Source organism: Lacticaseibacillus sp. 866-1, from assembly GCF_016861825.1.
Taxonomy (GTDB): Bacteria; Bacillota; Bacilli; order Lactobacillales; family Lactobacillaceae; genus Lacticaseibacillus.
The window spans coordinates 1-18,046 of sequence record NZ_BOLU01000021.1; the positions used below are offsets into that span (position 1 = coordinate 1).

Here is an 18,046-nt window from a genome sequence, read left to right on the forward strand (position 1 = left end):
CAACCGTATTTTCCTTGAGCGTGTCTGGTTTAACCCCAAAGCCCACAACCTGGCGGCTTAAAAAAAGAGTACCTAGACCAATTAAGGTCTAGATACTCTCATAAATTATGTTCAACTTCACTTGACGAAGAGCCCGATTATCAGGCTCGTTGGTTCCCGCAAACCAGCGGAGTTATTCAAACATTTTCTTGGTGGCCCGCAACAAAGTCGGGATGTCCTTGTCGTAGCGCGGCGTCTTGACCAAGTGGCTCATCGGGATGCCGGCGAAGTGGTACGCGGCGATCTCGCCGGAGCGGACGGCGCTTTGCTCAGTGAAGACCATCTGGTACGGCTGCTCAGCGAACTCACCGGTGAAGGCGAGGTTGGTCGAGTGCGCCGGAATGACTAGCGGCCGGTCAGCCTTGGCGCGGTTGTTGAACAGGGCAGAGGCGTAAGGCATGTAAACGGGGATGCAGTTGATCACCGAATCCATGATGGCTTGCTCGTGTTCCTTGATGTTGATGGGACCCGGATCGACCATCGACAGTTGGCCGAGCAGCTCTTTCAGCATTTCCTCGCCGGTCATCTCGATGTATGGCTTCTGCACAAACTCACCGGTGCGACGCGGGTACAGGAAGTAGCCCCAAATGACGCTTTCGTCGGGCTTTTGCGTGGTGAAATGGGGCTGATGGTGAACCACAATCGACATGTTGACGTCGGGCTGACCCAGCGGTGTAATCGGCGCCGTGCTCAAAAATGAGTTCAGCGCGTTGCCAGGCACCTGGGTCGTGATGCGCGTGATCTCGTTGAGCAGCAGGTGGTCCTTGGTGGTCAACGTGAAGCTGACCCACTCGGATGCATCCCGGTCGGCAAAGAACTTGTCTGGGTTGCCGAGGTTGTAGAAGTGACTCGCGGCCTTTTTCCACAGGCTGGCGGCGATGCCGTAGTCCATATTCTCGCGTGCCGGAGTATGGTAGTCGCCAATGGTGGCAGAATCAGTGATTGAGCCGTTGGTGAAAATCACCGCCGTGTCATCGTCGACATTGACATGTTCGACGTCGCCAGTGTTGGCGTCAGTCACTTCCAGATCGGTGACCGTAATTTCATCCTGCATCTTGGAGTCCTTGAAGTTCCAGTCGGAGACGATTTTGTCCAGGACGATGTTGACGCCCTGATCCTGTAAGTACTTGATCAGGGGCATCATGATGCTTTCGTACTGATTGTAGCGCGTGCGGTTGACGCCGACTAGATGCTCGATCTGCGTGAATTCGTACAGCATCATGTGCATGTAACGCCGCAGCTCCTGCGCACTGCTTTGGGTGCGGAAGGCAAACGTGGTCTCCCACATGTACCAGAAGTTGGTGGTGAACATGTGCGGGTCGTCTTGGAAGTAGTCGGCGATGGTGACGTTATCGAGTTGCTCCTCGTCCTTGTCCGGCATCATGACCAGCTTGGTCAGCAGCATCCGGTCCTGGTTATTCAGGCCGAGGTGCGAGGCGTTGACGATGCCTTCACCGCGGCGCAGCAGGCGGGCCTTATCGAAAGTGCGGTGCTTGCTGTCAAAATCGCGGGTGTCTTCAGCCGCGGTCATGCCGGGTTCGGTAACGGACTGCACGCGGCTGAGCAGATCCATCAAATCGACGTAGGTGCGGTAGTTGAGCATGCGGCCGCCGCGGGCGATGTAGCCCTTGGTGTTGTCCAGCGGGTGCGCCTTGTTCCAGTATTCAGCGGCCTGGTCAGTGGCGGCGCTGCCGTCATTGGAGCCGTGGTCGTCCAGACTGTAGAAGGTGATGGCCGAGCCATCCCATTTGCCTTCCTGAATCAAGTACACGGCCGCGGCCATGTTGGCCAGGCCGGCACCAATCATAATTGCCTTGTGTTTGATCATATCAAAAGCTTCCTTTCGTTTGCGGCTGCGTCGTACTTCCGCGTTGGCGGCACGAAGCGCGAGTGTGGCACGCATTAATCTAGCTGCGCTGTGATTCAAAAATGGCGTAATCCTTCGCGTCGTCGTGGAACCAGTCCAGTTTCTTCAAGGTGTAGACGGTGGCGCCGGCAAGGACGCCGGCAACTAGGCCAAGGAGTAGGGTTTTCTTTTTCATCAGATGTACCACCTTTCTGTTTACGCTTTCAGTGTATGAGGAAAAATGGCGCAAAAAAATAGGCAACCCGAGGGGATTGCCCAAAAATCTCAATGTAATGTATTCGCGTTGTGAATAGCGTTTTGCACCGCGCCTGTCAGCATGATGTCACAGCGGTGGACGATGGCCTGCTTCGGCTCGGTCAAGCCCTCCATCAGCCACTGAATGATCTGTGCAACAATCGCCAGGCCGTAAAAATTGCAGATGTCATCGGTCAGCGGTTTTGGCAGGTTGGGGTCGGCATCGTTTACGACGCGCTGCACCAGGGATTCCGCAACGGTGGCCAGCAGCTGCTCCAGCAGGTCGCGGCCTACCGAGTTGAACGAGGCGACGCAGAATGAACGGTTGTCATCGATGTAGTCCAGCAGCATGCGCAGCGCTTTTTGCCACTCGGTGATCTGCGCGTACTTGGCCATTTGGACGATGATCTCCTGCTCATAGATCCAGGCCAGCAGGGAATAGATGTCCTCGAAGTGGTAGTAAAACGTGTTGCGCGTCACCCCGGCCTTTTTCGTCAGCGCGCTGATGGTGATGTGGTCCAGCGCGGTGGTCGCCATCATCTCGCGCAGGGTGTGAGCCAGGCGCCGCTTGGTCGTGTCCGTCGCCATGGCCTAAACCAGCTTCAGCTCGTTGTAGCCGAGGACCTTGATGCCTTCGTCGGTGAGGGCGATGCGCGAAATGGACCCGTTGCGCGGCGAATCAGTGACGATCCAGCCGTCGTCTTTGCCAAACTTGTCGATAATGCTGCGAATAGTCGTGCCGTGCGTGACCAAGAGCACATTGTCGCCGTTCTGATTCTGGTCCCGAAGCAGCTTGAAGCCTTTCTGCAGACGGTTCCAGTAGGTCAAGGCGTCCTCGGCGTCATGGAACGGGTCGGCCTCATGCATGAAGTCCTTCGTTGCGTCAACGCCGAATTTTTCGATCAGTTCCTTGAACGTGCGGGCGCCGTGGGGCATGCCCACCGCGTACCAGGTCTTCGGCGAATCCTCGCCTTCGTAGTAGCCGTAGAACTGCTCGCGAAACAGCGGGGTTTCGGTCAGCGCAACGTTGCTGTTGAAGTTTTGCTCGAGGATGTAGCCTGCCGTTCGCCGCGCGCGGGTGGTGTCGCTGCAGTAGGCGCGGGTGAACGTCACGTGGCGCAGCGCTTCGCCGGCGCGCTTGCCGTCTGCGATACCCTTTTCGGTCAGCGGTGAGTCCGACCAGCCCTGCATCTTGTTGAATTTATTGAACCAGGTCTGACCGTGCCGGACCAGGTAAACCGTAACAGTTTTCATGGCGCACCTCCGTGTGATTTACTTCAAGTTTACCACAGCACAAGCCCCCGCTGAGGCCCAAAAAGGGGGGCGGCTGGCGGCCGTCCCCTTAGGTCGAACTACTTCTGCTGATTGCCTTCGTAATACGCCGCACGCTTGGCGGCGTGGCGCTTGGCAATTTCTTCCTTCTGCTTGGCGCTTGCGGCTTCCTGCGCCTTTTTCTCGGCGTTCAGCGGTGCGGTCAGGTCGAAGAACCAGCTGGTGACCTGGGCGTCGGCGGGCCCGAGCCAGGCCGGACGCAGCAGCGTCTGGTCGTCGTTAAACTCGTCCACCAGGCTTTCGACGATGACCACACAGTTTTTCAGGCTGGCCAGGGTGGCAGCACGACTGCTTTGGTCATATGTGGCCGCCAGCTGACTTTGCTCATAGGACGCCAGCTTGGGCCAGACGTTCTTGAAGTTAACGCCTGGGTCAAAGTGGCCATCTTGCGCCAGCGTTTCCCGGTAGGCGTAAAGCGTGAGCACCTGCGGCCGCAGGTGGGCGTTGAACTGCTCATTGGCGTATAGCAGGTTATTGCGCGAAAGGCCCTTGATCACATTGCCGGCGATCCAGAAGATTTCATTGAGGGTCGCCTCGTAGTCCGCCTGCGTCGGCGCAGTGAGAAAATGGCTGGACGCGTCGGTGGCGCGTGGGGTGACGCGGCCTTGGCCCTGCCGCCAGATGATCGCGTTCAAGTGGTCGGCAGCCAGGTACGCGGCTTCGTCAGCGGCGGGCGCGATTTTCCAGTCGATCCGCCGCGTGCCTTGGTAGCGGGTCAGCCAGGATTCCCAGGCGCCGGTGGCCGGGCCGAACAGGTGAGTGTCGTGCAGGTGTTGGACCAGTTTGGTCGCCCCCAGCGCGTTCACCCAGGCTTTAGCGTCGACCTGGTCCGGGTCAGCGGCAAACAAGGTGACGTCCAGATCTGTCCATTCGTCCGGCGTTTGGTCAGGATCGTTGCCTGATCCTTCAGTCCCGATAGCGAGAATGTTGGCGTCGTTTTCCGCGCGCTCAATAATTTTATCGATGTCTGCCATGTTGTGCCTCCGTTAAAGTTTGTCCCCATTATAGCCCTTTGCAGGACGAAAAAAGCCAGCCGCAATGGGCTGGCAATATGACTTAATCATTGAAGTTGCCGGATTCGACGTCCTTGATAAACTGCTTCAGGTGCGCGAAGTAAACCGGGGCGTTGTCGATCATGTGGTGGTGGCCACCGTCTGGCGTGGTGACCAAACGGGCATGCGGAATGTCCTCGGCCATGCGCTGAGCCGAGCGCAGCGGCATGGTTTCATGCTCGCCGAAGGTCAACAGGGTCGGCACGGTGATGTTGTGAATCTGGTCGCGAATGTCCCAGTCCTTCAGCTTGCCGGTGACGACAAATTCATTGTCGCCTTGGAAAGCGTTGTAAACTGGGGTGCCAGTGGTGTCGATCAGGTGGGAAATGGCAGGCGGCTGCTTGCGGTCCACGTAGCTGCGGTTCAGCACGTCGACGTACTTCTGGTATTGCGCGTCCTTCCAGTTGCCTTCTGCCTCAATTTTCTTCATGTACTTGACGGCCTTGGGCGGCAGGCACTCTTCACGCACATAGTTGACGTGGTCGACGTACTCGTCGATGTTGTCGATCATGGAGGAGATGATGGCGCCCTTGAGGTGCTCGCCGTACTTGAGCGCGTACAGCTGCGTCAAGGCACCGCCCCAGCTTTGCCCAATCAGGTAAAAATGATCCAAGCCGAGCTTTTGGCGGACTTCCTCAACTTCGCCTAAGAAGTAGTCCGTGGTCAGGTACTTTTTGGCAATTTCTGGGTCTGAGTAGTCCGGCTGATCCGAGTACCAGCTGCCGAGCTGATCGTACATGTGCACTTGGACGCCGAGGTCGCTCAGCTGCTCGCCGAAGTTTTCCCAGTATTCGTGGTTGCCGCCAGGGCCGCCGTGCAGGCAGAGCAGGTGAATGTCGCCCTCGCCCTGCGTGTTGGTCCAAAGGTGGTAGCCGTTATCAAGCGTCAAAATCGTGGTTCCTTGCTTCATTGTGGTCACCGCATTTCCTTAGAATAGTCTCATTCTATCACTTTCACTGCAGGCATGGTGGGATGCATCACACTTGCCTCAGCTTAGTTGACCTTTTCAAATTCTGCTCGCATCTGGCCGATTTGCGCCTTGTCGCCGGAGAAAATGATGTGGTCGCCCAGGTGGAGCTGGGTGTCACCATGCGGGGCGATGAAGTGGTCGCCGCGGAAAATCTGGCTGATGGTGATGTCGTTGACATAGGGCAGGTTCTTGACCTCCAGGCCGGCAAAGCGGCGGTTGTTGACGACGATTTCGAAGATGCCCGCGGTGGTGTCCTGCAGGATCTTGAGCGTCGACGGTGTTTCAATCAGGCTGCGCAGCATTGCGATGTTGGTCTCGAAGGTGTTGTAAACCTCAACGCCTTGCGCGGCCAGCTCATCGTAGCGGCCATCGGTGGCGTTTTTGGCGTCGAAGCGGGCGATGATGCGCGGCACCTTGGCCGCCAAGGCGAGTTCGGCAACGGCAAAGTTCTTATCTTCGTCGAAGTGGGCGAGGACGATGATGTCGGCGTCAAACACGCCGGCGTTCTGGAGCGTTGGCTCGGTCACGTCGGCCAGCAAGGTGACCGGCGCTTCGGAGTTGTAGGTTTTGAACTTGACCGGGTCGTCGGTGTACAGGCGCACCTCGTACAGGCCGCGGGTCAGCTGCTGGACGATTGGCACGGTCATCAGGTTGGCGCCGATGATGTGGACGCGCGTCTTTTTGACGTCGTCTTTTTCCGCAACGTAGAAGGTGTTGAATAGAATCGGGCTGGCGATGCAGGTGATGACCGCGGCCAGCGTGAAAGCGGCGCTTTGGGTGCTGGAGATGATGCCCAAGCTTTTGCCGATCGACAGCGCCGGAATGACCAGCGTGATCGTGGTCGACGTCAGCAGCATGCCGGCCAGCGCGTTGTGCTTGCGAAACCGCATCAAAAGCAGCGGGATCAGCAGCGCTTTGGCCGCATAAAAGGCGATCAGCAGCACAGGAATCAAGGCCAGGCTGGCCGGGTCCTTGAACATGGCCGGCAGGTTCATGTTCGCACCGGTCATAATGAAGAAGATCGGGATGAAAAAGCCGTAGCCAATGCTGGTCAGCTTATCCTCCGTCTCCTCGCGCGGTTTGAGCAGCTTCATCACCATGCCGGCGAGAAACGCGCCCAGAATATTTTCGGCGCCGACGGACTCGGCCACGGTGACCAGCGTGACGATCAGGAAAAAGGCCAGTCGAATGTCCAGCTGCGTGGTACTTTTATCGATTTCGGCGAACCACTGGTAAGGCTTGCGAAAACGGTGTAGCAGGAAGATGGCGGCCACGAAAATCAGCAGCAATAGCCACACGCTGCGTGAGGAGGTGCCGTTGAGGTTTTGGTAAACGGTCAGTGCAATCAGCGGCAGCACCTCGCCCAGTGCGGCCAGCAGCAGGACCGTTTGCCCGAACGGTTTGCTCAGCAGCTCTTTTTCCTTCAGCGCGGCGATGACCACGCCCAGCGCCACCGTGGCGAAAATAATCGCGGCAAACACGATGTGGTGATACAGCCCGAGCAAGTCAAGCACCCAGGCCGCAGCCAGTGCCATGAGGACGATGCTGCCGTAGCTGAGAAAGGCCAGCGGGGCCACGCCGATTTTGCTGCCAGCCTGTTTTTGCGGCCGGAACAGAGAAAAGTCGATTTCCATCCCCGACAGAAAAATCAAGACGATGACACCGAGGGTGCGCAGTTCCTCAAGCACGGCATTGCTGGTCACCCAGCCCAGCAGGCTGTTGCCCAAAATGATCCCGACAATGATCTCGGCCACCGCGGTGGGGAGACTGTGAATATTGAATTTGGCCATGAGCAGCGGGGTGAGCAGCGCCGCAAACAAAACGACCAGCAGTGAGATGCTTTGCATGTCGCTTCCTCCAAACAAGAAGAATTTGTGCCCATTTTACCGCAAGTTTCCGTTGATTGCGTCAGGCGGCCAGCGCGGCCTTGAAAAACGATAACATAAATTCTGTGAAAAGGGTTGACGTTTGATGAGCGGGCCATTAGACTCTGGAATAACAAAATAATTCGTCCTAAACCGTTGAAGTGGAGATCAAGATTGTCGTGCACGCACAGAGAGCGACCGCAGCTGAGAGTGTCGCCGAACGCAGGCAGTTAAATGGACCACTGAGGGACAGACCAAAAGTCAAGAGCGGAGGAATGGCGTTCTTAGGGCTAAGGCTAGCGGACCATGAGCGCGGCGTGCAGAGCACGCAAGCGAATGGTCGCTAGCCGCTAGCCCGTTGCCATTCCGTAGCTCGCCGTCGAGTCAGTCTGTACGTGAGGTATACGTCAGTTACCGGAAGGGTGTTGGCCCTTCGTCAAGGGGCGCGCTGGGTTTGCGCAGCGCGCAATTAAGGTGGCACCGCGGAGTCAATCCGTCCTTAATCAGTCATGTCGGCTGGTTTGGGGCGGATTTTTTTGTTGGTAAAAATTCTGGACCAACAAAGGAGAGAGTCACATGGCACAAGAAGATATGCATTTTGGCCAGTACGGCGGCCAGTTCGTCCCTGAGGCACTGATGCCGGAGCTGATCAGGCTGAACGAGGCATTTCAGGCCTGCAAAACTGATGAGAAGTTTCAGGCTGAGTTCCACCGGCTGCTGAACGACTACGCCGGGCGGCCGAGCCTGCTGTACTACGCCAGGCGCATGACCGAGGATATCGGTGGCGCCAAAATTTACCTGAAGCGCGAGGACCTGAACCACACTGGGGCGCACAAAATCAACAACGTCATCGGCCAGGCACTGCTGGCCAAGCAGCTGGGCAAAACACGGCTGATCGCCGAAACTGGTGCGGGTCAGCATGGGGTCGCCACGGCCACCATCGCGGCGTTGTTCGGCATGAAGTGCGAGATTTTCATGGGCAAAGAAGACACCGAGCGTCAGAAGCTAAACGTGTTTCGGATGGAGCTGTTGGGTGCTAAGGTCGTGGCGGTCACTGACGGTCAGGGCCTGCTGAAGGATGCGGTCAACGCCGCTTTGGCAGACTGGTCCCAGCACACCCAGGACACCTTCTACGTCATTGGCTCCGCGGTTGGCCCCGCCCCATACCCGGCCATGGTTCACGAATTCCAAAGCGTGATTTCCACCGAGTCCAAGGACCAGATTCTCAAGGCGGAGGGCCGCCTGCCGGATGCCATTGTGGCCTGCTGTGGTGGCGGTTCAAACGCGATTGGCAGCTTTGCGGCTTACTTGGACGACCCCGAAGTTAAGCTTTACGGGGCTGAAGCCAGCGGCCAAGGCTTGGCCTCAGGCAAGACGGCGGCCACGCTAGAGCTGGGCTCCGATGGGATTTTCCACGGCATGGCGTCCAAGTTCCTGCAGGACAAGGACGGCCAGATCGCCAAGGTTTATTCCATCTCGGCCGGGTTGGATTACCCGGGCATTGGACCCGAGCACGCGGCACTGCAGGCCAGCGGGCGCGCCACTTACGTGGGCATCACCGACGAAGAGGCGGTGCAGGCGTTTGAATACATCGCGCAAAAGGAAGGCATCATCGCCGCTATTGAAAGCTCGCATGCGGTGGCCTATACCCGTAAATTGGCCAAGACCATGAGCCCGAATCAGATCATTATCTGCACACTGTCGGGCCGCGGGGATAAAGACGTTGCACAAGTCGCAGACTATCGGGGGGTGGATCTCAATGACTAACATCACAGATATTTTTAAGCAAAAAGCGGTGATCCCGTTTCAGGTAATCGGCGATCCGGACGTTAAGACGACCGTGGCCAATGTCGTCGCCGAAGCCAAGGCCGGCGCTTCGCTGGTCGAACTGGCGCTGCCATTTTCCGACCCCGTTGCCGACGGGCCGGCGGTCAAGGCCGCCAACTTACGGGCACTGGATGGTGGGATCAGTATCCCAGAAGCGTTTGACGCCATTGCTGAGATTCGGGCACAAACCGATGTGCCGATCGCACTGGTGACGTACACGAACATTGCCTTTGTCTACGGTTTTGAGGCCTTCGCCAATAAGGCGGCGGCACTGAACATCACTGGGGTGATTGTACCGGACATGCCACATGAAGAGGCGCACCTGTTTGCGCCATACCTGGCCAAGGAGGGGGTCAACTTCATCACGATCGTCGGGCCGGCGAGCTCGGTGCGCACGGCCACCGTTGTGAAGCCTGCCGTGGGGTTTTTGACGCTTTTTCCGGCGCTGCCAGAACCGCTGCTTACTCAGGAGCTCGATGCTGTCCACGCGGCTACAGACTTGCCAATCGTGATCAATACCGCGAGCGACGATCCGCAAACCATTCAGGCCCTGGCCCAAAAGGTCGCCGGGGTGCAGCTGACCGAGGCGTTTGTCGGACTGACCGACCCGGCCGAGGTCACGGCGCGCACTATCAAGTATTTAACCGCGGTCAAGTAGCGAGCGCTGGTCCAACCGTTACCGCCTCTGGGCGCTCAACCTGATCTTCACAAGCAAGCACCTCCAGGAAGTCGATGCACCGGTCGGCTTCCTTTTTGGCGTAAAAGGGAAAGCGCGGGGTGGACTACGCTGGGCGCAAGGCGCTGTTTTCATTGCAGTGGCGCCGCGCAAGTGGTATGATTGTTCAACGATTATTTTACCTTAAGGGGGCCCTTGCGTGGCAGATCAGAAACAGCTCGAACAGGCACATCTTGACACCACAATGCAGGAACTGGCGGCAGCCGACACGAGGCTCAGTGCAGAAGTGGCACGGACCAAGGCAGAGGAAACCAATCTCAACAAGAACTTTTTCGCGGATACCAAGATCAACCTGACGAACGACGCGGAGACCATTGAAACTGCGGCCAGCATTCAGCAGCAGCAACAGATGCTGGATGAGCGCAGCAACGCCTGGAAGCAGTCGACCCTGCAACTGGCGACTGTGCGGCGCCTCAAGCACAATCCGTACTTTGCCCGCATCGATTTTCAGGAAGGCGAGGAGAAGCCCGAGACCATTTACATCGGCCTGGGTTCTTTCACCAACGCCGCTGGCAAGTTTCTGATCTACGACTGGCGTGCCCCGATTTCTTCCATCTACTATGATGGCGGCCTGGGCAAGGTCACCTACCAAACCCCGGACGGGCCGCAAACCGTGGACGTGTCATTGAAACGTCAGTTCGTGATCGCAGACGGCCAGATCCAGACGATGTTTGACACCACGGAAACCATCGGCGATCAGATGCTGCTGGAGGTCCTGAACGAGAAGTCGGACACCCAGATGAAGAGCATCGTGACGACCATTCAGCGCGAGCAGAACCAGATCATCCGCGACACGACAGCGGATCTGCTGTTCGTGCAAGGCGCCGCTGGCTCGGGGAAAACCTCGGCTGTGTTGCAACGGGTGGCCTACCTGCTTTATCGCTACCGGGGTAACCTGTCCTCTAGCCAGGTCATCATGTTTTCACCCAACCAGCTGTTTTCCGACTATATCGGTAACGTGCTGCCAGAGCTCGGCGAGCAGAACATGGTGCAGTTCACGTTTTACCAGTACGTGACCCGGCGCGTGCCGAACATCACGGTGCAGGACCTGTTCTCCCAGTTTGAAGCCAAGCTGACGCCGAGCCAGAAGAAGATTCAAAGCCTCAAGGCCAGCCTCGCGTTTTTCCAGGCCACCAGTAAGTACACTTCTTCACTGGAAAAAGGCGGCATGCGCTTTCGCGACATCCGGTTCCGGGACAAGGTCTTCATTTCCCGTAAGCGGATCGAGGATATTTTCTATTCTTATAATGAGAATTACCACCTTGGCAATCGCCTGGATGCGACTAAAAATCGCCTGATCTCCATGCTTAATCGCAAGGTCAATAGCGAAATGAAGGCGGACTGGGTTCAGGAGACGGTGCAGAACCTGTCCCAGGAGCAGCTGCGCGACCTTCAGCAGGACGGCCCGCAGGAATTTAAGGACAGCGATGCGGAGTACGGCTTTTTCGCCCGCAAAATCGTGATTCGCGCGTTCGGCGAGATCCAGCAGGCAATCGTGCGCAATCACTTCCTGAACGTGCGCGGCCAGTACGTGGCCTTTCTGCGCGAGCTGCCGCACGTTCTGGACCTTGGCCAGTTTGACCTGACCGAAGCCGAGTGGGCAGACGAGGTCGAGCATTTCGTCGCCGAGTTCAAGGCGCGCCGGCTGGCCATTGCTGACGCGACGCCTTACATCTACCTGTACGACTTGATCACTGGCCGCCACGGCGAGCGCGACATGCGCTATGTCTTCATCGACGAGATCCAGGACTACACGCCGTACCAGCTGGCATACCTGCAGCGCAGCTTCCCGAAAGCCAAGTTCACGCTGCTTGGCGATTTGAATCAGGCCATCTTCACCAAGGAGAACTCGCACTCGCTGATCGCCGACGTGTCCAAGCTTTTCGATCCGGAGAAAACACGGGTCGTGCAGTTGACCCGGTCGTACCGGTCGACGAAGCAAGTCACCGAGTTCACCAAGGCAATTTTGAAGTCAGGTCAGAAGATCGAGGCGTTCGACCGGCAGGGACCGCTGCCGGTGCTGTACGTGCGCCAGGATGAGGCGGCGCTGGTTGAGGCACTCCGCGGCCAGATCAAGATCGACAACGCCGCTCAGCAAACCACGGCCATCATCACCAAAACGCTGGAAGAGGCCGAAAAGCTCCACCAAACGCTGCTTGACCAAGGCGTGAAGACCACGCTGATTCGCTCTGAAAACCAGCGTCTGGCCGCCGGGGTCATCGTCGTGCCGTCATACCTGGCCAAGGGGCTGGAGTTTGACGCGGTCGTGCTCTGGCAGGCCAATTCGGCGATGTTCCATCACGAGGACGAACGCGAGCTGCTGTACACCATTGCCAGCCGTGCGATGCACCGCCTGACGATTTTTGCCAGCCCGGCCCTGTCGCCGCTGTTGGCCGATGTGCCAAGTGACCTCTACGAAACGAAGTGAGTCAGTAATGAAAATGTCTGAAACGTTATCGATCACGACCCACCGGATTTTTGAGGGGCAAATGAACGAGCACAACAGCCTGTTCGGCGGGCAAACGCTGGAATGGCTGGACGAAACCGCCAGCATCTCCGCGCACCGGTTTGCGCGGAGCCACATGGTCACGGGGTCGCTGGACCGGATGGTGTACGTGAACCCGGTGCAGATCGGCCACGCGCTGACTTATGAAAGCTTTGTTACCGGCTCTGGTCACCGCTCGATCGAAGTGTTCACCCGCATGGTGGGCGAGGACTTGGACACGGGCAAGCAGTATTTGGCAGCTTGGAGTCTGATGACCTTCGTCGTCGAAAAAGGCAGTCAGCTGCCCGCACTTGAGGCAGACACACCGCTGGGCCAACAGCTTTCAGCGGGGTATGCGGCCCGGACTGCAGCCAATAAGGCGGCGCGCGCAGCCATGCCTGAAATTCCAGTCGATTAATGTTTGGCGCAGTCCTTTACAGGCCGCCAACCAAGCACAAAAGAGCCGACTCGCGGAAATTTTCGTGAGTCGGCTCTTTTGACAATTTGTTCAGATCTTGTTTCAGTTTAGGTCTAAGCCGTGGGCGCCGCCGCTTTTGCCTTGCTCAACGCGTCGGCGACGGCGTCTTTAAGCGCGTGGCTGGTGACAGACGCGCCGCTGACGGCATCCACCTCAGGAGAGTTGGCGTCGATCATTTCTTTTGGCAGGGTCTTGATTGCCTTCAGCCCGACGTCGGCACTTTCGCTTTGCTTGAGCACCTCGACGTTTTCAATCTTGCCGTCTGCGTAAGTCACACGAACCACGATCTCGTTGCCCATGCCTTCGTCGCTGACGCCGATGTACTGATTCGCCCCCGTTGGATAGTCGGACGTTGGCGCCGAGGTCGCCGTTTCGGTTTGCTCGGAAGCGCCTGTGCTTGCGTCCGCTGTGTTGTCGGTTGGCGTTTCTTCAGAAGCACCACTGGTGGCATCAGGAGTGTTTTTCTCATTAATCGTGCCTTTTGGCAGGCCATGAACTGCGTTTTCTCCGGCAATCTTGCCCCAGATCAGGCATTCGGCCAGGTTGTTGCCGCCTTGGTACTGGTTGGCGTTGATGCCGCCGAGCTCACCGGCTGAGAATAGATGCGGGATCGGTTTGCCTTGCGGATTCAGGACCTCAGCGCGACTGTTGCGGCGCGGGCCGCCTTGCGTGTTGAGTACGACTTGGCGAAGCGGCAGTGCGTAGTACGGGCCGTCGGCGAAGGCCCGCATCGTGTCCACTGGCCGTTCGTAGGCGTAATCTTCACCGATTTCAATGAAGTGGTTAAAGTCGGCTTGCGCCTTGGCCAAGGCCTCGGGTTTAGCGTGAATCAGCTTGGCCAGGTCCTGCAGAGTGTCCGCCTTGACCGTTAGGGCGTCGAAGTTATCGACAGGTAATTTGGCATGATGGAAGTCTTCCCACTGCTGCTGGTCAAAGATCAAGTGCGGGTGATCATTGGCAATCGGTACTTGCCACATCCCGTGGTAGTAAATGTGGCCATGCCGGTTTTCCTCAGCTTCGTTGAAGTAGCGAGACCCGTCGTCACCGGCGACAAAGACACTGCCCTTGGCGGCCTCTGGCCAGTCGAGGATGAGGCGGCCGCGCGTACCCGCCGGCGTCGCGATAGTCAAGCCATGAAGCATGCCCAGAGATTCGTAGTTGGCCATGTGCCACATGTCGGCGCCGACCTCATAGCCCATCTTGATGCCGTCTCCTTTGTTGTACAGAGAGCCGACTGGTGACAGCCGTGACGCCTTCAGGTAATCTTGCACCATCTGCGGATTGTTTTCGAATCCACCGGTAGCCAGGATCACGCCGCCTTTGGCCTGAATGTTCAACAGAATGTGATCGTGCTCGATTTGAGCGCCTTGCACTGCCTTGGTTTCCGGGTCCTGAATCAGATGCTTGGCTGGTGAACTATACCAGACCGTGATCTTGTCGTTGCGGTCGAGCACTTCCTTGCGTAGTTTCTTCCACAGCGCAGCATCGAACAGGCCATGGTGAACGAGCAGAAAGTCATAGGCATTGACGCCAGGATATTCAGGAAATTCGTGGACCGCGCTGCGCAGGTCGAACTTGCTGTGATCCCAATCGGTGGCCACACTGACCGGCTCCGTGTTCAAGTAGTGCCGCAGGTAGTCGGGCATCTTCATCATGCCGTCGACGTATGTGTCGATCATGTCCTCATCCAGCTTCATCGGGGCAGTCAGTGCCTTGTAGTAGGCCTTGAGTTGGTCGAAGTCGCGGCCTGCGCCGATCAGCTGAGCGGAGTAGCGCGTATTGCCACCTTCATGCCCTTCTGGTGCGGAATCCACCAGCAGGACTTTGGCCCCGGCGTCCGCAGCAAACCGCGCGGCGGTGGCGCCGGCGCCACCGAAGCCCAAAACAACGACATCGTACGACTGATCCCATTGACGTTCCTGACTCATGTTATGATCTTCTTTCTTAACTCGATTGGATAATTGGACAAACTTCTCGTGCTGAGTGCAACCCGCATCGAAAAACTTGACCGTTGCCGGATTCTTCAACGAACCGGCGCCTCCATTGTAGCGCTTTCAAAATCTTCTGATCAAAATAAATGAACAGCGTGTCATTCATTTTTTGGCGTGTGCGATTGTAAGACTGCGCGTTAAGAAAGGTGGACTCTGCGGGCCGGGCTGTGCGTGTGATTAAATCCCACGTTTTGTCAGATTAGCTGACAAGAAGGCTTGAGCCGGTGCGGCTTATCGCTTACCATGCATAGGGACGATGTAAGTCAATTTGAATGGAGGGTGCCAAGGTGACCGTCAACATTGACTGGAACGCGCTGGGTTTTAATTACATAGAGTTGCCGTATCGTTATGAGGCCCATTACCGCAATGGGGCTTGGGACAAGGGCGGTTTAGTTCAAGGCAACGAGCTGACCCTGAATGTCGGCAGCCCGGCGCTGCATTACGGTCAGTCTGCGTTCGAAGGGATGAAGGCGTACCGCACGAAAAGCGGCACCATTCAGCTTTTCCGGCCGGATTTGAACGCGAAACGGCTCCACGACTCTGCAGAAAAGCTCCTGATGCCGCCGCTTTCGGCCGCGCAGTTTCTGGACGCGGCCATGCAGGTCGTTTCGGCCAATGCCGAGTACGTCCCACCTTATGGCACCGGGGCGACGCTGTACCTGCGGCCGCTGCTGCTTGGCGTCGGCCCAAACATCGGGGTGGCGCCGGCCAAGGAGTACCTGTTCACAATTTTTGCCATGCCAGTGGGGGCGTATTACAAAGGCGGTATGGTGCCGACCAAGTTCATGGTCGCCGATCACGCCGACCGTGCCGCCCATTACGGCACGGGCCAAAGCAAGGTCGGCGGCAACTACGCCGCTAGCTTGCAGGCCGGCAAGTATGCCCACGAGCACGGCTTCGGGGATGCGATTTACCTTGACCCGATTCAGCACCACTACATTGAAGAGGTCGGCAGCGCCAACTTCTTTGGCATCACCAAGGATGAAAAACGATTCCTGACACCCAAGTCGCCTTCGATTTTGCCGAGCATCACGCGGCGGTCGCTGCTCGCGCTGGCTCGCGACCGGTTCGGTCTAGACGCCGAGGAAACACAGATTCCCATTGACGGTTTGGATCAATTTGGCGAGGCTGGTGCGTGCGGCACGGCGGCCGTGATCACCCCAATCGCCAGCATCACTTACAACGGTGAGGTGCATCAGTTCGGCGACGGCGGTATCGGGCCAATGACCCAAAAGCTTTACAACGAGCTGACTGGTATCCAGTTTGGCGATGTCGAGGCCCCAGCAGGCTGGACAGTGCCAGTCCCGCTGGATTGAATTGTCCCATCATAAAAAAGACGCACACCCGCCCGCAGCGCAAAGGCTGCGAAAAGGTGTGCGTCTTTTTCATCGTTACTGGGCCTGGCGCAGCCGCTGGTCGGGGAAGACCTCGCAGTCGCTGGCTTGCCGCTCGACCATGTCGTGAAGCGCCTGCATCGCCGTTTCACACATCTTGCGCACCGCCGTTTCAGTGTAATACGCGATGTGCGGGGATAAAATGACATTGGGCATAGCCATCAAGGTCTGCCACTGCGGGTCGGTGAACTGGCCGGCTTCGGCCAAGGCAAGCAGGTCTTCGCTTTCGTGTTCGAAGGTGTCGATGCCCACGCCGCCTAGCTGACCGGTGCGCAGCGCAGCAATCACAGCCGTTGTATCAACTAAGTTTGGCCGGCCGGTGTTGATCAGCAGAGCGCCGGGCTTCATCTCGGCGATCGCCGCTTGGTCGATCAGATGCGTGTTTGTCGGCGTGCCAGGAATGTGGAGTGTGACAATGTCGCTTTGCCGCAGCAGGGTCGAAAGGGGCACTGGCTCAAAGTGCAGCTGAGGGTCAGCTTGGGGGTGTGCGTCATAAGCCAGCACCTTGGCGCCGATGCCATTGAGGCTGGTGATCAAGCTTCGCCCGATGCGCCCGGTGCCGATTACGCCCACGGTCGAGCAGCGCAGTTCGCGGCCGATGTGCGTCGTGGCCTGCTGGTAGTGGTCCTGATGCAGGTCGCGCTGCACCAATCCGGTTTGCCGCAGCAAGTACAGCATATCGGCCAGCGCAAATTCTGCAATGGCATTCGGTGAATAAGCAGGAACATTGGTGATGCGAATCCCGTAATGCTGGGCGGCGTCAAAGTCGACATTATCGGTGCCGGTGTTGCGCAGTGCCAAGGTCTTGATACCCAGTTTGCGCATGGCTTTGAACACGCCGGCTTCGTACGGGACCGTCTGAAAACAGCTGATGCCCGCGCTTCCTGCCGCTTTCGCCACCGTGTCAGGCGTCAGCAGCGCAGTGGTTTGCACCAAGTCATCACCGCGCTGTTGCGTCCATCGCTCGAGGTGCTGGCGCTCATCCGGCCGCACGCCGAAGACAGTAATTTTCATGAGAAATACTTCCTTCCGGGTTGGTATAGAAACCTCAGTTTAGCAGGGCCTGGCCAAAAAATGAAAGCGGCAACACTTGGCTTTAGACAATTCTTTGAAGTTTAGGCGGAGGCGGTCCGTTGATAATTGGCATACCCCAGAGAAAGGGGTACATTAGATAAAACTCTGTTCACGCCTAAGGAGGCAGTCTATGCCGAAAGAATGCTTGATCTGTCAACGAATCGCCGCCATCAAGCAACATGAAAATCGCTATTTCGTTCGCGAACTGGCAACCGGCTACGTGGTTTTGGCCGATAGTCAGTACTTTGAAGGCTACACCTTGTTCTTGGGCAAGCAGCATGTCACCGAGCTTCACCAGCTGGCGCCGCAGACCAAGATCGCATTTCTCGAGGAAATGAGTCTAGTGGCCGAGGCATGCGGCCAGGCGTTTCATGCCGACAAGATGAACATCGAGCTGCTGGGCAATGGGGATGCACATGTTCACTGGCATCTATTCCCACGGCATGCCGGGGACACGGCGAAAGCTGGTCCGGTGTGGTGGACGCCGCTGGAGACCATGTACGGCGATGACGTGGCGGCCGACCCGGTGCGGCTAGCACGCCTGAAAAACACCTTAAACCAGGCGCTGGATGCTGTGCTGCTCAAGCGTGCTGGCGAACTACGCGCAGTGCACGACTTCACCCTGAACGATCACGCCCGCGCCGGTCATACCAGGTCGCAGGCGACAGACTGAGGCTTTTTACCCAGGTTGGCCCACAAGCG

Annotated in this window: 15 protein-coding genes; 6 read left to right on the plus strand and 9 right to left on the minus strand. The window is 57.5% G+C overall.

Going from position 1 to position 18,046, the window contains the following annotated elements:
- Nucleotides 1-172: 172 nt before the first annotated feature.
- The 7 genes from JUE30_RS07590 to JUE30_RS07615 form a co-directional block, all read right to left on the minus strand.
- Complete coding sequence (locus tag JUE30_RS07590) at nt 173-1,942, minus strand: oleate hydratase (RefSeq protein ID WP_203624333.1); 1,770 nt, start codon at nt 1,940-1,942, stop codon at nt 173-175.
- A 4-nt stretch (nt 1,943-1,946) separates the two neighbouring features.
- Entirely contained in the window at nt 1,947-2,081 is a 135-nt protein-coding gene (locus JUE30_RS11315) for a hypothetical protein (RefSeq protein ID WP_255533303.1), read from the minus strand.
- Between the two features lie 89 nt (nt 2,082-2,170).
- Entirely contained in the window at nt 2,171-2,728 is a 558-nt protein-coding gene (locus tag JUE30_RS07595; protein WP_203624334.1) for a TetR/AcrR family transcriptional regulator C-terminal domain-containing protein, read from the minus strand.
- A gap of 3 nt (nt 2,729-2,731) precedes the next feature.
- Complete coding sequence (locus tag JUE30_RS07600) at nt 2,732-3,394, minus strand: histidine phosphatase family protein (protein WP_203624335.1); 663 nt, start codon at nt 3,392-3,394, stop codon at nt 2,732-2,734.
- Between the two features lie 98 nt (nt 3,395-3,492).
- Entirely contained in the window at nt 3,493-4,446 is a 954-nt protein-coding gene (locus JUE30_RS07605; protein WP_203624336.1) for an aminoglycoside 6-adenylyltransferase, read from the minus strand.
- Between the two features lie 82 nt (nt 4,447-4,528).
- Nucleotides 4,529-5,434, minus strand: coding sequence for a proline-specific peptidase family protein (locus tag JUE30_RS07610; protein ID WP_125754683.1), 906 nt, complete (start codon nt 5,432-5,434; stop codon nt 4,529-4,531).
- Between the two features lie 83 nt (nt 5,435-5,517).
- The gene (locus tag JUE30_RS07615; protein WP_203624337.1) at nt 5,518-7,341 is read right to left on the minus strand and encodes a monovalent cation:proton antiporter family protein; all 1,824 of its coding nucleotides are present in this window, start codon (nt 7,339-7,341) and stop codon (nt 5,518-5,520) included.
- Nucleotides 7,342-7,935: 594 nt separating this feature from the next.
- Between JUE30_RS07615 and trpB the strand changes: the two genes are divergently transcribed.
- From trpB to JUE30_RS07635, 4 genes are all read left to right on the plus strand, one after another.
- A complete protein-coding gene (trpB, locus tag JUE30_RS07620) occupies nt 7,936-9,126 on the plus strand; it encodes a tryptophan synthase subunit beta (RefSeq protein WP_203624338.1) in 1,191 nt (396 codons plus the stop codon).
- Nucleotides 9,119-9,844, plus strand: coding sequence for a tryptophan synthase subunit alpha (gene trpA, locus JUE30_RS07625; RefSeq protein ID WP_203624339.1), 726 nt, complete (start codon nt 9,119-9,121; stop codon nt 9,842-9,844). The genes trpB and trpA overlap by 8 nt, the downstream gene beginning before the upstream one ends.
- Before the next feature lie 217 nt (nt 9,845-10,061).
- Nucleotides 10,062-12,350, plus strand: a complete 2,289-nt coding sequence (gene helD / locus JUE30_RS07630; protein WP_203624340.1) for an RNA polymerase recycling motor HelD — start codon at nt 10,062-10,064, stop codon at nt 12,348-12,350.
- A 7-nt stretch (nt 12,351-12,357) separates the two neighbouring features.
- Nucleotides 12,358-12,825 (plus strand): acyl-CoA thioesterase, encoded by a 468-nt coding sequence (locus tag JUE30_RS07635; RefSeq protein ID WP_203624341.1) that lies wholly within the window; start codon nt 12,358-12,360, stop codon nt 12,823-12,825.
- A gap of 113 nt (nt 12,826-12,938) precedes the next feature.
- Here JUE30_RS07635 and JUE30_RS07640 read toward each other — a convergent pair whose 3' ends face one another.
- Nucleotides 12,939-14,813 carry an FAD-binding protein gene (locus JUE30_RS07640; RefSeq protein ID WP_203624342.1) on the minus strand — a complete coding sequence of 625 codons (1,875 nt, stop codon included), beginning with the start codon at nt 14,811-14,813 and terminating at the stop codon, nt 12,939-12,941.
- A 350-nt stretch (nt 14,814-15,163) separates the two neighbouring features.
- Here JUE30_RS07640 and JUE30_RS07645 point away from each other — a divergent pair, with 350 nt between their 5' ends.
- Nucleotides 15,164-16,192, plus strand: coding sequence for a branched-chain amino acid aminotransferase (locus JUE30_RS07645; RefSeq protein ID WP_203624343.1), 1,029 nt, complete (start codon nt 15,164-15,166; stop codon nt 16,190-16,192).
- Nucleotides 16,193-16,267: 75 nt separating this feature from the next.
- Here the strand turns inward: JUE30_RS07645 and JUE30_RS07650 are convergent, their stop codons facing one another.
- Nucleotides 16,268-17,284, minus strand: a complete 1,017-nt coding sequence (locus JUE30_RS07650) for a D-2-hydroxyacid dehydrogenase (RefSeq protein WP_203624344.1) — start codon at nt 17,282-17,284, stop codon at nt 16,268-16,270.
- 190 nt (nt 17,285-17,474) lie between these two features.
- Between JUE30_RS07650 and JUE30_RS07655 the strand changes: the two genes are divergently transcribed.
- Complete coding sequence (locus tag JUE30_RS07655) at nt 17,475-18,017, plus strand: HIT family protein (RefSeq protein ID WP_203624345.1); 543 nt, start codon at nt 17,475-17,477, stop codon at nt 18,015-18,017.
- Nucleotides 18,018-18,046: the final 29 nt, after the last annotated feature.

Coding starts and splice junctions, on each gene's coding strand:
- JUE30_RS07590 (WP_203624333.1), bottom strand. CDS start 1,942: ATGCGTGCCACACTCGCGCTTCGTGCCGCCAACGCGGAAGTACGACGC.
- JUE30_RS11315 (WP_255533303.1), bottom strand. CDS start 2,081: ATGAAAAAGAAAACCCTACTCCTTGGCCTAGTTGCCGGCGTCCTTGCC.
- JUE30_RS07595 (WP_203624334.1), bottom strand. CDS start 2,728: ATGGCGACGGACACGACCAAGCGGCGCCTGGCTCACACCCTGCGCGAG.
- JUE30_RS07600 (WP_203624335.1), bottom strand. CDS start 3,394: ATGAAAACTGTTACGGTTTACCTGGTCCGGCACGGTCAGACCTGGTTC.
- JUE30_RS07605 (WP_203624336.1), bottom strand. CDS start 4,446: ATGGCAGACATCGATAAAATTATTGAGCGCGCGGAAAACGACGCCAAC.
- JUE30_RS07610 (WP_125754683.1), bottom strand. CDS start 5,434: ATGAAGCAAGGAACCACGATTTTGACGCTTGATAACGGCTACCACCTT.
- JUE30_RS07615 (WP_203624337.1), bottom strand. CDS start 7,341: ATGCAAAGCATCTCACTGCTGGTCGTTTTGTTTGCGGCGCTGCTCACC.
- trpB (WP_203624338.1), top strand. CDS start 7,936: ATGGCACAAGAAGATATGCATTTTGGCCAGTACGGCGGCCAGTTCGTC.
- trpA (WP_203624339.1), top strand. CDS start 9,119: ATGACTAACATCACAGATATTTTTAAGCAAAAAGCGGTGATCCCGTTT.
- JUE30_RS07635 (WP_203624341.1), top strand. CDS start 12,358: ATGAAAATGTCTGAAACGTTATCGATCACGACCCACCGGATTTTTGAG.
- JUE30_RS07640 (WP_203624342.1), bottom strand. CDS start 14,813: ATGAGTCAGGAACGTCAATGGGATCAGTCGTACGATGTCGTTGTTTTG.
- JUE30_RS07650 (WP_203624344.1), bottom strand. CDS start 17,284: ATGAAAATTACTGTCTTCGGCGTGCGGCCGGATGAGCGCCAGCACCTC.
- JUE30_RS07655 (WP_203624345.1), top strand. CDS start 17,475: ATGCCGAAAGAATGCTTGATCTGTCAACGAATCGCCGCCATCAAGCAA.